This is a genomic window from Halpernia frigidisoli, from assembly GCF_900113805.1.
Classification (GTDB): domain Bacteria; phylum Bacteroidota; class Bacteroidia; order Flavobacteriales; family Weeksellaceae; genus Halpernia; species Halpernia frigidisoli.
Genome location: NZ_FOQT01000002.1, coordinates 242,442 through 256,566, shown reverse-complemented (window position 1 = coordinate 256,566; position 14,125 = coordinate 242,442). Strand labels below are relative to the sequence as shown.

Sequence of the window (14,125 nt, the reverse complement as noted above, 5' to 3'; positions counted from 1 at the left end):
TATTATATGGATAAAATTTTAAGCGTAATTGTCCCAGTTTATAATGTAGAAAAATATCTGCGTAAATGTCTGGATTCAATTTTAAATCAAACATTTTCCAATTTAGAAATTATCCTCGTAAATGATGGGTCTACAGATTCATCACCTGAAATTTGTGAGGATTATGCAAAAAATGACAGCCGTATAAAGCTAATTCATCAAAAAAATGCAGGTGTTTCTGTGGCAAGAAATATTGGGATAATTTCCGCAGCCGGCGACTACATTACTTTTGTAGATAGTGATGACTGGTTGGAGCCTGACATCTATGAAAAAATGTTTAGCATTACTTCAGAAAAGTTTTCCAGTGATATTATAATGTGTGATTTTTTTAAAATAACAAATAATTCATCTGAAAAAATATCATCAGTTCTCCGTCGTGGTTTTTATTCAAAATCTGAGATTATTGAAGAATTATATCCAACCTTAATTGTTACCGAAAAATTTGGCAGAATACCGATTATTTCGGTTTGGTCTTGCTTGTTTAAAAGATCATTATTAATTGATAATACGATTAATTTCGATGGATCATTGATGTATTCTGAAGATTATCTTTTCATGGCAGAATCAATATTGAAAGCAAAATCTTTCTATTATCTTAAAGAAAATTATTTGTATAATTATCTTCATTACGAAGAATCCCGCTCGAAAAAATACCAGCCTGACTGGTGGGAAAATTTGCTTTATTTAAATTTAGAACTTAAAAATTTGCTTCAAAACAACGGTGATTATGATTTTGCAAGACAACTAAAATTACAACTTTTACACTCAACTTTCTATGTTTTGGTAAATATTCACCGCAATGAAAGAATTACATTTAGGCAAAAATGTAAAGAGGTCAAATTTGTTATTGAGCAGCCTGAATTAGGAGCTGCATTTGAAAATTTGAGTTTCAAAAATCAAAGTTTTTCTCAAAAAATAATTCTTTTTTTTATAAAACACCGGATGGCAAAATCATTTGTGATTTATGAAAAGTTAATTTCTTTCATAAAACATGTGTAAAATTCTTATACTCGTTAATGATTTGCATATCGGCGGCATTCAAAAAAGTTTGATTGAATTTCTGAATTACCTTTCTAAACGAAATTTAAAAATCGATTTAATTGTTTGGGAAGCAAATGGTGTTTTAGAAAAAGAAATTCCGGGATCTGTGAATGTAATTTATTATCAATATCCAAAAACATGGAAAGCTGTAAAGGATGAAAAAAAGATTTTTAAAAAGATTTTGGCTTTTAAAGAATTACTTACATTCAAATTTTTTGATAAAATTATAAAGAAACCATGGTTGTTTTTCCCAAAAATTAAAGAAGAATACCAAAAAGTGATTTGCTATAATCAGGATGGATATTCGCGTTTTTACGCTGTTGACAATGTTTTATACGGTGAAAAGTTTCTTTGGTTTCACCATGGTTCTTATGAGTTTTCTAAAAGAGAATACGCTTTAGATCAAAAATATTTTAACAAATTCAGGAATGTTATTACTGTTTCGGAAGCCAATAAAAAAATGCTGTCGGAACATTTTCCGCTGCATATTAACCGATTTCACGTTATCCCGAACATTATTAACGCAGAAAAAATTATTGAAGATTCTCTTTCTGAAGTGGCAGATCTGAAAAAAGCGGTTGAAACAAAAACTTTTATAACGGTTAGTCGCTTTTCAAAAGAGAAAGGAATTCACCTGGCGATTGAAGTTGCCGATGAGCTTAAAAATAGGGGATTAAAATTTAAATGGTATTTCATCGGTGACGGTGATATTTTTTCAGAGATTGAGAAAATAATTCAACAAAAAAATCTGTCTTCGGAATGTGTATTGTTAGGAATGAAAAAAAATCCATACCCGTATATTAAACAAGCAGATCTATACATTCAAACTTCTCTCGTAGAATCTCAATCAATAACCATACATGAAGCTTTGGTTCTGAAAAAACTAATTGTAACAACTAATTTGCCAGCTTTAACCGAAGCTTTGCAAAATGGAAAATTAGGTGTACTTTGTGAAAAAAATAAAGAATCTTTTGTTCGTCAAATCATGAATTTATTAGAAAATCAAAAAGCACAAGATACATTAAAGTTATCTGTTGATGAATATGTGGTGTCTAACGAAAAAGCTTATCGGGCGATTGATAAACTGTTTTAACTTTTATCTATATTAAGATTAATGAAAAAAATAGGTATAATTACACTTTTCGGGTATCAAAATTATGGAAACAGATTACAAATGTTTGCCGTGCAGAAAGTTTACGAGAAACTTGGTTTTACTTCCGAAATATTAAAGTACAAATTACCCGAAACTAAAGATTCTTTGTGGATCAGAGCAAAAGTTTTTTTACATTATTTATTTTTTTTAAGGTCTAATCTTGCAGTTTATTTTTTAAAAAGAAAAAGAATTTCAAATTTTAAAAAGCATGCTTCACATTATTATAAAGAAACAAAGTATTATTTTGATCCTTTAAAAATTGAGAAAAATTTCCATGTAAATTATTCTTTTTTTAGTGTTGGAAGCGATCAGATCTGGGGGTCATTTGCAAATAGTATGTCAGATTTTATTTTTTTAAAATTTGCGCCAAAAATTAAAAGAATTGCTTTTTCGCCCAGTTTTGGCAGTTCAGATATTAAAGAAAAATTCCGGAAAAATTTTACAGATGGATTACTCGGTTTTGAAAATCTGAGCGTGCGTGAGGAAAGTGGTGCAGAAATAGTGAAAAATTTTACAGGAAAAAACGTAGAAATTCTTTGTGATCCAACGATGTGTCTTTCCAAAAATGAATGGCTGGATTTCTCTGCAATTCCAGAAAATAAACCTGCAGGTAAATATATTATCACTTATTTTCTAGGTGAAATGCCACAAGGTGCCACAAATGTTTTAAATAAAATTTCCAATGATTTTGAAATTGTAGAATTAAATAATTTAAAAGTTTCAAAATACTACGATATTGATCCTTCAGAATGGGTAGATCTTATCAATGGTTCAGCGCTGTTTCTAACGGATTCTTTTCACGGTGTTGTTTTTTCTATTATTTTAAAAACACCATTTGTAGTTTACACAAGAATTGGTGGGGAAAATATGCAGACGAGAATTACAAATATTTTAGAAAAATTTAATCTGCAGAACAGATTTAAAATGGATTTTAAAGATAAATCCTTATTTAGGGTTGATTTTTCCCAAACAGAAAAAATTATTGAGCAGGAAAGGGAGAAGGTTAATAAATTTCTCCAAAATTCTTTAAATATTTAAAATTTAGTATTGATAAGTGAATTAATTGAAGTTAATAAATCATTATTTTTGTCTTCATTTAAAAAGTGATAAGTTCAACAATTTCCAGTTTGTGATATGATACCTAAAATAATACATTATTGCTGGTTAAGTGATGAACCAATTCCGAAGAAAAATGCAAATTGCATCAAGACATGGAAAACAATTCTTCCTGATTATGAGTTTGTGCTTTGGGATTTGAAAAAAGATAATGTGGGAGAAATTCTGTGGGTGAAAGAGGCTTTTGAAACAAAAAAGTATGCTTTCGCCGCAGATTTTATTCGGATTTACGCGTTATACCAATACGGCGGTATTTATCTTGATACGGATGTAGAAGTAATTAAAAATTTTGACCCGCTTCTAACATTGCCGTATTTTGTTGGAACGGAAGGCGATGGATGGATTGAGGCTGCAGTACTCGGTGCGGAAAAAAATGCCGATTGGCTTTTAAATATTTTGGAATATTTCGACAAACCATTCATTAAAAAAGATGGATCACTCGACATGACCACTTTGCCACAAGTCATGAATAAAATAATTTCTCGGGATAAAACTATTAAAGTTGTAGATGAATCAGTTCTACTTCAAAATATTAGACAAAATTATAATACGCATTTTTATTTATTTAAAAAAGAATATTTTAGTGCAAAAGATATGGGAACCGGCATTATCACGAAAACTTCAAATACTTATTGTATCCATCATTTTGCCATGAGCTGGATACCCAAAAAAGATAAAAATTTATCTAATTTTAAGCGCCGACTGATTGGTTTTTTTGGCACAAAAAATATTCTTCTAATTATAAAGTTGTTACATTTGAAACAGTTGAAAGATAGGTATTTATGAAAATTCTTTATCTTACAGATCAGGTTTATCTGCACGGCGGCGTAGAAAAAGTACTTTCACAAAAAGCCAATTATTTAGCTGATATTCATGACGATGAGGTTTATATCGTGACACATAATCAACAAAATAAACCGCCCGTTTATAAATTTAGTGATAAAATAAACTGGCTGGATCTCCAAGTCAATTATAAAATTGAGAAAAGTTACTTTAGCAAAGAAAATTTAAAAAAAATTCCAAAGCACTGTAGGAATTTAAAACGGATTTTTGCTGAGATAAAACCTGACATTATTATCAGCGCTAGTTTTGGTCCGGATTTTTATTTTTTGCCATTTTTATCTAAAAAGATTCCTAAAATAAAAGAATATCATTCTTCAAGATTTTTCGATAATTTACAACCAGCTGATCTTAAAGCTAAAATTTTTCAAAAATTAAATATTTCTATTGAAAAAAAATACCACGCAGTTGTGGTTTTAAATAAAGATGAAAAAAAATATTACTTCAATAAAAATATTTCCGTAATCCCAAATCCTGCGGAAATTTCTGAATACCGTTCAGATTCTAATTCAAAAAAAATATTGGCTGCGGGAAGAATTTCGCCCGTTAAAAATTTTGGAGATTTAATTGAAATTTTTTCAAGATTATCTCATGATTTTCCGGAATGGGAACTGCATTTTTGGGGTGAAGATTATGTTGGGACTCAAAAATTGTTGCAGAATAAAATGTCAGATTTTAATTTGTCTGACAAAATTAAATTTAGAGGTGTGACGAAGGATTTAAAAAAAACCATGGAAAATTACAGCATTTATGCGATGACGTCTGCCACAGAATGTTTTCCAATGGTTTTACTGGAGGCTCTTTCTGTTGGTTTACCCGTAATTTCATACGATTGTCCCACCGGTCCCAAAAATATATTGACAAACGACGAAGATTCTTTTATTATTTCTTACAATAATTTAGATATTTTTACAGAAAAATTAGGCTTTCTAATGCAGCACGAAGATGAAAGAAAAACTATGGGCGCTGCTGGAATCGAAAATATTCAACGTTTCTCTATTGATATTGTGATGGGTAAATGGATAAATTTATTTAAAAAATCACTTTGACCACTTTGAACATTAACAGCTAATAATCTATAAAATAATTGTACGATTGGGTTCCTTTGGGTAGTTATGCTACGGTTTATTACAATGTGATGATGGTATATATGCTTGTCATTCTTTTTCACGCATTTAATTTTGATGTTTTAGATTCCGGAATTAAAAAATTTACTACAATTTTAGGAGTTTTTCTTGTTTTTTTTGTGATTTCATTCGTCGGTTTACGTCCTGTGAGAGATGAATTTGGAGATATGTGGACTTACGATCAGTATTTTAAACTTGCCTCTACCGGAAAGGATATCATCATTAAAAAAGAGTTTGTTTTTAATTATTTTCTGATAAATTCGGCCAAGATAATGACTAACACCATGTTTTTTCTTTTGTGCGCCATTATATATATCGTTCCCTGTTATATATTTTCAAAAAAATATGGGGGTAATTATTGGTTTTTCGTTTTCTTTATTTTTGCAGGCTCTTATATGTTTATGGGTTTTGCAACTAATGGTATCAGGAATGGCTTGGGAACGTCGATATTTATTCTCGCACTTTGTTATTATCGGCAAAAAGTTATAATGTACGCCTTAATGGCTGTTTCTGTGGGTATTCATAATTCATTGATTATCCCGATAGCCGCATTTTTATTTGCTGGTCTGTATAAAAATCCCAGAATCTATTTATACATTTGGCTGTTCGCAATTCCGCTTTCGCTAGTAGGAGGCAGTTCGTGGGAATCGCTTTTTAGCACATTGGGTTTTGCTGGAGATGAACGTGCGCAGAGCTACCTCACAAAAGGTAATATTGATAATGTGTCATTTGCTCACACAGGTTTTCGCTGGGATTTTTTATTTTATTCTTCGTTTGCAGTTTTTGCCGGGTGGTATTTTATTTTTAAGAAAAATATAACCGATAAATTTTATATTCATCTTTGGGGTGTTTATATGATTGGAAATGCTTTTTGGATCCTTGTTATTCGGGCTAATTTTTCAAATCGGTTTGCTTACCTCTCCTGGTTTTTAATGGCGCCAATTATTGCCTACCCAATTTTAAAATATAAAATATGGCCCAATCAATACCGAAAATTAGGTGTGATCATTTCAGTTTACTATTTATTCACTTACATTATGTTTTTAAAAGGTTTGTAGGATGGTAAGGAGAATTTATATGGATGCTGCCTGTAAGATGAATTATGCTTCGTTTTACATTCATGGGTTAAAAGAACTATTCGGTGAAAAAGCTCTTTTTTCAAAATCTCATTTTCAAAATTTAGGAGAAAGAACGCAATGCTTTTTATTTGTTGTTGAATATGAAAGTGAAATCTTAAAAATTGCGGTGGATTTTCATGATTTCAGAAAATTAGAATTAGAAATGCTTGGATGGGCAGATATTTATGCTAAAATTAATTTGAATGACCTTTCTTTTGAACCTTTAGAATTATTATCTGCTTCTGATTGTGACAGATTAAAAAATAAAATAGTAAGTATTCCTCCAAGTTTTGGCATCAGGATTTTTACATTGTCACAAACTGTAACGCATATTTTTCATCTTTTATTTAATTTTTGGAGAAGTAAATATTTAAAGCTTTACATATTCGATACTTTAAGAATGTATGTAAAAAGATTGCCGATTTCCTCCTACAAACCCGCAAAAAGCAAAGGTGACTATATTTTTTTTATTGCTTCGATTTGGGATAAATCAACAGATTTTATAAATATTACGAGAGCCTATTTTATCAGATCATGTAAACAATTGAAAAGAATAAATTTCGAAGGTGGATTTGTGAATATTGGCTACGAGTGCAAATACATTGATGACCTTGAAATTCTGATGTACAGAAACAAAAAAGTACCATTGAAACAATTCATCGAAAAAACAAAAAAATCGGCGTTAGTTTTTAATAATCCTTCTGTTAATCATTGTCACGGGTGGAAACTGGCAGAATTTCTATGCATGGGAAAAGCAATTATTTCGGTGCCTCTTTCAAATAAACTGCCTGTAGATTTAATTCATGAGAAAAATGTGTACTTCACAGAAAACACCCAGGAATCAATCTCTAAATCTATTGAAGAATTATTAGATAATACCGAACTGATAGAAACTTTAGAGAAAAATGCGCAAATTTATTGGCAAAAATACGGCTCTCCGGAGGCAGTTATCAATAAATTACTTGAAAGTAAAAGTAACGCCCAACAATTCTAAGGAATATTCTTTTTTACAAATAAAGAAATGAGCTTAATGAGATGAAAAAAATATTTGATATTCTTCTTTACATGATTTTGCACCCTTTTCGGGTGATGAAAATTGTCAAGTTATACTTTAAATTAAAGGGCAAATATAGATTTACAATAATCTTAGCTCACATTTACAAAGAAGTTTATTACAGAAAAAAAAATAAAGAAAAAAAGACTTTTAATATAACTTCAGATATTGATACTGGAAAGCAAGTTATCATCAATGTACAGGAAGGTCTTTTTCATACGGGTGGTATAAGTGACAGGTTAAAAGGAATTTGTACACTTTATATGTATTCAAAAAAATACCATTATATTTTTAAAGTTCATTTTATTTTCCCATTTAAATTAGAAAAATATCTGCTGCCAAATCATTATGACTGGTGTATTGATGAGAAAAATATTTCCTATGATTTAAATTCTACAGCTGTTTACACTTGGGAAAATGAACTATTTGTGGAGGATTTTTTTCAGTCTAATCGGTACAAAAAACAGTTGCATGTCAGTTGTAATTCCTGGGAATGTCTGCCGAAATATTCTGAATTATTCAATGAACTTTTTAAACCTTCGCCCTATTTAAAAGAAGAAATAGAATTTCACACCAAAAATCTTGGTGGAAGTGGTAATTATATTTCGATTTCTTTTAGATTTCAAAATTTACTTGGTGAGTTTAAAGAAGGAGAAAGTATGTCTTTAAATACTGAAAACCGCAAAATCCTGATCAATAAATGCTTACTTGCGATAAATGATCTGAAGCAACAATATGATAACATTGATAAAATTTTGATCACTTCTGACAGTAATGTTTTCCGTGATATAGCTGAAAAAAAGTACAGTTTTGTTTATACTTTTACTATCGCTGAAGAAACGGGACATATTGATTTCGCAGGCGTTGGAAAAGGTAAGGAAATGACGGCATTTCTCGATATGTTTTTAATTTCCGGAGCAAAAAAAGCTTACCAGATTAGGAGCGCTGAAATGTACGACAGTGATTTCCCAAATGTATCAGCTAGAATAAAAAAAGTGCCTTATGAAATGATCCTAATAGATTAGTTAATTTAAAAATTCAAAAATAAAATTTAGAACTAAAAAAACTTTATTTTTGTTAATAAATATAGAAAATAAAGGCAATCGCATAATTTTTCATTTTCTTTTCTACTATTATATATTTGTCCGACAATTTTTATTAAATGAAAAAACTCACTGTTTTTACGCCAACTTTTAATCGGGCTTATTGCTTACATCAGGTTTATGAAAGTTTATGCAGGCAAAAAAATCATGGTTTTTTATGGCTGATTATTGATGATGGTTCAACTGACGGAACAAAAAACCTTGCAGAAAAATGGCAAAATGAAAATAAAATTGAGATAAAATATATTTATCAGCAGAATGGCGGTATGCATTCTACATACAATACTGCTTATAAAAATTGCGAAACTGAATTAATAGTTTGTATTGATTCTGATGATTATATGTCGGAAGATGCCGTAAATAAGATCATTTTATTTTGGGAAAAAAACGGTTCAGAAGAGTATTCTGGTTTAGTTGGCTTAGACGCAGATTTTAAAAATCGGGTGATTGGTAAAAGATTTCCGGAAAATCTAAAAAGTTCGACGTTAGAAGATCTTTATCAAAAATATAAAATACCTGGTGATAAAAAACTCGTTTATAGGACTGAAATTTTAAAAAAATATCCAAAATATCCATCTTTTGACGGCGAAAATTTCGTGCCGCACGGTATATTATTTTTACAGATCGACAAAGATTTTGAACTTCTTTTGTTAAATGAAATTTTAGTGAATGTTGAATATCAAATGGATGGATCAACTTTAAATATTTTTAAGCAGTACATTCGCTATCCAAAAGGTTTTCGTTATTCGAGATTAATTGAGATGAAATTTTCCTCTTATGTAAAGGTTAGATTTAAGGCTGCTATTCATTATATTTCAAGTAGTATTCACTTAGGAGAATATAATTTTTTTAAAAATAATCCATTTTACATCCTTACTTTTTTCGCAATTCCTTTTGGTGTTTTGCTAAATTTTTATATAAAATACCGCAACAAAACTACAATTAGAATTAAGTAAAATGTGTGGAATAGCCGGATTTATCGCCTCGAAAAACTTGGATTATAAAACAATCCTGGAAACTATGGTTTTGAAAATGAACCATAGAGGTCCGGACAGCAACGGAACTTGGTTTGATGATAATTTGAAAGTTGGTTTAGGACATGCGAGGTTGTCAATTGTTGACCTGTCAGAATCCGGACATCAACCGATGAGATCTAATTCCGGCAGATATATTATGGTTTTCAACGGTGAAATATATAATCATCTTGATATCAGGAAAAATTTAGATAAAAATCTGCATATTAACTGGAAAGGAACTGCTGATACTGAAACGGTTTTAGAGGCGATTGAAAATTGGGGGATCGAAAAAACGATTGAAAACTGCATTGGAATGTTTGCTATCGCTTTACTTGATAAAAAGACAGAAAATTTAATGCTAATTAGAGACAGAATGGGAGAAAAACCCATTTATTATGGCTGGGTTAATGATAATTTTGTTTTTGCCTCTGAACTAAATCCTATAAAAAGTTTTCCGTTTTTTAACAATCAAATCAACCGAAATGCGATCGCTTTGTTTTTGAAGCATTGCGCCATACCTGAACCTTATTCTATTTATGAAAATATTTACAAGTTAGCAGCCGGAAGTTCGATCACAATTGATATTAAAAGTAAAAAGTTTGAAAAAAATCAATACTGGAATACACAAAAATTAGCTAGTAAAAGTTTTACTTCCCCTGTTTCCGTTACTGCAGAAAATGCGGTTGATCAGCTTGACGAATTATTAAAAGACGCTGTTCGTTTGCAAATGAATGCAGATGTTCCTTTGGGCGCTTTTTTATCAGGCGGTGTAGATTCCAGTGCTATAGTTGCTTTGTTACAGGCGCAATCCGATTCTAAAATTAACACATTCTCGATAGGTTTTGATCAAAAAGAATATAATGAAGCGCATTTTGCTAAAAAAGTTGCTTCACATATCGGAACAGATCATCATGAAACTTATATTTCTGCTACAGATGTTTTAGATATTGTACCGAAAATTCCAAAAATATTTTCCGAACCTTTTTCGGAAGCCTCACAAATCCCAACATATCTTGTTTCAAAAATAGCGCGGCAAAAAGTGACCGTCAGTCTCTCCGGTGATGCCGGTGATGAGCTTTTTTGCGGTTACAGCAGATATCAGACAGCAGAAAAATACTGGAGTAGAATTTCAAAAGTTCCTTTATCTCTTAGAAATGGTGTTGGAAACATTGTCAAAAATTTACCGTCAGGTTTTTTAAATTCTGTTCTTACTCCTTTTGGAGATTTAAAAGATAAAAATGGCGTTTCAATTAATAAAGTTGACAGATTACTGAAAGCCTCAGATCTGCTTTCATTTAAAAACCGAAAGGAGTTTTACGGAAAAGGATTTATGACGCACAATTTAGAAGCGGAAGAATGGGTTTTAAAAAGTGAAAATTTAGAAACACTGTTTGATAAAAACGATTTGCATATTGAAAATTATTTTTCGGAAATGATGGCAACAGATTTAGTGACCTATCTTCCAAACAATAATTTAACAAAAATTGACAGAGCGGCAATGGCAAATTCGCTGGAAACGAGAGTTCCTTTTTTGGATCACCGCGTCGTAGAATTTGCTTTATCACTTCCGATGGAATATAAATTAAGAAATGGAACTGACAAATGGATTCTTAGAGAAGTACTTTACCGTTACGTTCCGAAAAGTTTGATAGAAAGGCCAAAAATGGGTTTTGGTGTTCCGCTTGCTTTTTGGTTAAGAGGTCCGTTAAAGGAATGGTGTGAAAATTTATTAAACAAAAAGAGGCTCGATGAAGAAGGTTTTTTTAATTCTAAAATAATCAGAAATAAATGGGAAGAACATCTTTCCTTAAAACGCAACTGGGAAAATCAATTATGGGACGTTATTGTTTTTCAGGCTTGGCTAGATGAGCAAAAGAATAAATAAAATGAAAATACTTCGCGTAATAAATTCATTAAATATCGGTGGTGCAGAGAGATCTGTGCTGGGAAATGTTCCTGTACATATTCAAAATGGATTCGATGTAGAAGTTCTTTTATTAAATGGAACGAAAACTTATTTTTATAAAGAATTATCAGAAAAAAAAGTAGAAATTATCTGTCTCGGAGAAAATAATAATATTTACAATCCTTTACTCATTTTCAAAATTTGCAAATTGATCAAGAATTACGACGTTCTACACGTCAGCCTTTTTCCTGCATTATATTGGGTCGCTTTTGCAAAATTTTTCACCCGAGCAAAAACAAAACTGATCTTTACCGAACACAATACGCATAATAAACGGATGGGTAATTTGTTTTTTAAAGTTTTAGAAAAATTTATTTACAACCAGTATGACCGGATCATAGCAATATCTCCGGAAACAGAAAAAAATCTAAAAGATCATTTAGGAAACAAAATACCTGTAAAAACGATTTATAACGGTGTTGATGTAGATAAGATTTTTTTAGAATCCATAGAAATCTCATCTTTTGATATTTTAACTAAAAGTTATAAAAATAAAATAATTATTCTTCAGGTTGCGGCTTTCAGAAATCAAAAAGATCAGGATACTTTAATAAGATCTTTATCATTACTAAATGAAAATGTTCATCTATTATTCGCGGGTGACGGACCTCGCCTTAAAATTTGTAAAGATTTAGCACAAAAATTAAACGTTTTGGATCAAATTACTTTTTTGGGGATTCAAAGCAATATAAATGCACTTTACGGTATTTCTGATATAGTTGTAATGTCAAGTCACTATGAAGGTTTTGGAAGGGCAGCGGTAGAAGGAATGGCGGCTAAAAATCCGGTTATTGCATCTGATGTTGACGGTTTGTCGGAAATCGTTCGAAATTATGGTATTCTCTTCGAAGCTGGAAACCATATTGATCTTTCAGAAAAAATAAATAAACTTATTGAGGATAAAAATTACTCGCAATTTGTTGCAGAAAGCTGTTTTAACAGAGCGAAAGATTTTGATATAAAAAAAATGATTTCCGAATACGAAGAAATTTATACGACAGTTTAAATTTTAAAATAAATGAAAAAACTCTTTCGTATTTCTACGGTTCCGATGTCGCTCAATATTTTGTTGAAAGGACAGTTGCGTTTTTTAGATCAGTTTTATGAAGTCACCGCCATTTCTGGTGCAGGAAAATATTTGGAAGAAGTTGAAAATAGGGAAGGTGTAAAAACGCATGTTTTGGAAATGCAAAGACAGATTTCGCCTTTAAAGGATCTGGTTTCACTTTATAGACTTTACATTTATTTTAAAAAAGAAAAACCAGATATTATACATTCAATTACGCCAAAAGCAGGTTTGCTTTCTATGATCGCCGGAAAATTAGCGAATGTTCCTGTTAGAATGCACACTTTCACGGGTCTTATTTTTCCCTCTAAAAAAGGTTTTTTAAAACTTATTTTAATTAATATGGACCGTCTTCTTACTTCTTGCGGGACGGATATTTTCCCGGAAGGTGAAGGTGTAAAAAGTGATCTTTTAAAATATAATATTACTAGAAAACCTTTAAAAATAATTGGAAATGGAAATATTAATGGCATTGATCTTCAATATTTTAAAAAAGAAATTATTTCAGATGAGGTGAAGACAAAAATTACATTTGAGCTCAAAATTTCTCCTCAGGATTTTGTTTTTATTTTTGTCGGCAGGTTGGTCGGAGATAAAGGAATTAATGAACTTACAAAGGCTTTTAAGGAAGTAAATAAAAATTTTCCGGACTCAAAACTTCTGCTTGTTGGTCCTTTTGAGCATGATACGGATCCTTTAGAATCAAAAACAATTTCAGAAATAGGAAATAACAAATCAATTTTACATCTTGGTTATCAGGACGATGTGCGTCCATATTTTGCGGTTTCTGACGTATTAGTTTTTCCAAGTTACCGGGAGGGTTTTCCAAATGTTGTTTTGCAGGCTTTGGCGATGGAAATTCCGGCGTTGGTCTCTGACATTAATGGCTGTCGCGAGATCATCACTTCCGAAGAAAATGGTTGGTTTGTTCCTTCGGAGAATGTTAAAATTTTAAAAATGAAAATGTCTGAAATTTTACATTCACCGGATTCTGTGCAAGCAATGAAATCTAATTGCAGGGAAAGCATTTTAAAATATGATCAGAAAGTTCTTTGGGACAAGCTTCTTCGTACTTATCAATTATCACGTTAAAAAATTTTCTGTAATTTTTTTATCGAAGGAAGTAGCTTATTATCTGCTTTATCTACACAATTTTTAAATTATTTCATCAAAAATACTTTAGGACGGTTAAAAAAATGATCGTATTTTTCAAAAATTCACATTTTTGATTATAATAGATATAATGCTTAAATTTTTATTTATTACTACTTATAAACACTTATAAAATTATCTATTACAATAATAATTGATTAATTTTTAACGAAAATTATATTGTGTTGTCATTTTTTTTTATATTTACCACTTAAAATATCGGTTACAGTAAATTTTGAAATCGTTTGTAAAAGATGATTTTTAGTGATAATTGATTGATATCAGCAACACAAATGCAAAAAAAAATTTATAAAAATGGGTTAGAAGGTCTCTG

Annotated in this window: 12 protein-coding genes; all 12 read left to right on the top strand. The window is 30.7% G+C overall.

Translation table 11 applies throughout. The features are described from left to right. The first annotated feature begins 6 nt into the window (after positions 1–6). The 12 genes from BM238_RS06270 to BM238_RS06215 all read left to right on the top strand — a co-directional run bounded on the left by BM238_RS06270 (position 7) and on the right by BM238_RS06215 (position 13,731). Positions 7–1,038 carry a glycosyltransferase gene (locus BM238_RS06270; protein ID WP_090079353.1) on the top strand — a complete coding sequence of 344 codons (1,032 nt, stop codon included), beginning with the start codon at positions 7–9 and terminating at the stop codon, positions 1,036–1,038. After that, positions 1,031–2,173, top strand: a complete 1,143-nt coding sequence (locus tag BM238_RS06265) for a glycosyltransferase (protein ID WP_090079352.1) — start codon at positions 1,031–1,033, stop codon at positions 2,171–2,173. Before BM238_RS06270 ends, BM238_RS06265 begins: the two co-directional genes overlap by 8 nt. Positions 2,174–2,194: 21 nt before the next feature. Then, positions 2,195–3,271, top strand: a complete 1,077-nt coding sequence (locus BM238_RS06260) for a polysaccharide pyruvyl transferase family protein (RefSeq protein WP_090079351.1) — start codon at positions 2,195–2,197, stop codon at positions 3,269–3,271. 96 nt (positions 3,272–3,367) lie between these two features. Further along, positions 3,368–4,135, top strand: a complete 768-nt coding sequence (locus BM238_RS06255) for a glycosyltransferase family 32 protein (protein ID WP_090079350.1) — start codon at positions 3,368–3,370, stop codon at positions 4,133–4,135. Continuing rightward, a complete protein-coding gene (locus tag BM238_RS06250) occupies positions 4,132–5,238 on the top strand; it encodes a glycosyltransferase family 4 protein (RefSeq protein ID WP_090079349.1) in 1,107 nt (368 codons plus the stop codon). The genes BM238_RS06255 and BM238_RS06250 overlap by 4 nt, the downstream gene beginning before the upstream one ends. 38 nt (positions 5,239–5,276) lie before the next feature. Next, positions 5,277–6,374: an EpsG family protein gene (locus BM238_RS06245; RefSeq protein ID WP_090079348.1), complete on the top strand. Its 1,098-nt coding sequence runs from the start codon at positions 5,277–5,279 to the stop codon at positions 6,372–6,374. A gap of 1 nt (position 6,375) precedes the next feature. Beyond that, positions 6,376–7,428, top strand: a complete 1,053-nt coding sequence (locus BM238_RS06240) for a glycosyltransferase (protein WP_090079347.1) — start codon at positions 6,376–6,378, stop codon at positions 7,426–7,428. Positions 7,429–7,469: 41 nt separating this feature from the next. Then, positions 7,470–8,513 (top strand): hypothetical protein, encoded by a 1,044-nt coding sequence (locus tag BM238_RS06235; protein ID WP_090079346.1) that lies wholly within the window; start codon positions 7,470–7,472, stop codon positions 8,511–8,513. Between the two features lie 137 nt (positions 8,514–8,650). Further along, complete coding sequence (locus BM238_RS06230; protein WP_090079345.1) at positions 8,651–9,547, top strand: glycosyltransferase family 2 protein; 897 nt, start codon at positions 8,651–8,653, stop codon at positions 9,545–9,547. Between the two features lies 1 nt (position 9,548). After that, entirely contained in the window at positions 9,549–11,492 is a 1,944-nt protein-coding gene (gene asnB, locus BM238_RS06225; protein ID WP_090079344.1) for an asparagine synthase (glutamine-hydrolyzing), read from the top strand. Position 11,493: 1 nt separating this feature from the next. Continuing rightward, positions 11,494–12,579, top strand: a complete 1,086-nt coding sequence (locus BM238_RS06220; protein ID WP_177205434.1) for a glycosyltransferase — start codon at positions 11,494–11,496, stop codon at positions 12,577–12,579. 12 nt (positions 12,580–12,591) lie between these two features. After that, complete coding sequence (locus tag BM238_RS06215; RefSeq protein ID WP_090079342.1) at positions 12,592–13,731, top strand: glycosyltransferase family 4 protein; 1,140 nt, start codon at positions 12,592–12,594, stop codon at positions 13,729–13,731. Positions 13,732–14,125: the final 394 nt, after the last annotated feature.

Excerpts from the sequence above, each read along its gene's own strand:
- BM238_RS06230 (WP_090079345.1), top strand. The coding sequence starts at position 8,651 with ATGAAAAAACTCACTGTTTTTACGCCAACTTTTAATCGGGCTTATTGC.
- BM238_RS06255 (WP_090079350.1), top strand. The coding sequence starts at position 3,368 with ATGATACCTAAAATAATACATTATTGCTGGTTAAGTGATGAACCAATT.
- BM238_RS06270 (WP_090079353.1), top strand. The coding sequence starts at position 7 with ATGGATAAAATTTTAAGCGTAATTGTCCCAGTTTATAATGTAGAAAAA.
- BM238_RS06265 (WP_090079352.1), top strand. The coding sequence starts at position 1,031 with ATGTGTAAAATTCTTATACTCGTTAATGATTTGCATATCGGCGGCATT.
- BM238_RS06250 (WP_090079349.1), top strand. The coding sequence starts at position 4,132 with ATGAAAATTCTTTATCTTACAGATCAGGTTTATCTGCACGGCGGCGTA.
- asnB (WP_090079344.1), top strand. The coding sequence starts at position 9,549 with ATGTGTGGAATAGCCGGATTTATCGCCTCGAAAAACTTGGATTATAAA.
- BM238_RS06240 (WP_090079347.1), top strand. The coding sequence starts at position 6,376 with ATGGTAAGGAGAATTTATATGGATGCTGCCTGTAAGATGAATTATGCT.
- BM238_RS06220 (WP_177205434.1), top strand. The coding sequence starts at position 11,494 with ATGAAAATACTTCGCGTAATAAATTCATTAAATATCGGTGGTGCAGAG.
- BM238_RS06260 (WP_090079351.1), top strand. The coding sequence starts at position 2,195 with ATGAAAAAAATAGGTATAATTACACTTTTCGGGTATCAAAATTATGGA.
- BM238_RS06215 (WP_090079342.1), top strand. The coding sequence starts at position 12,592 with ATGAAAAAACTCTTTCGTATTTCTACGGTTCCGATGTCGCTCAATATT.
- BM238_RS06235 (WP_090079346.1), top strand. The coding sequence starts at position 7,470 with ATGAAAAAAATATTTGATATTCTTCTTTACATGATTTTGCACCCTTTT.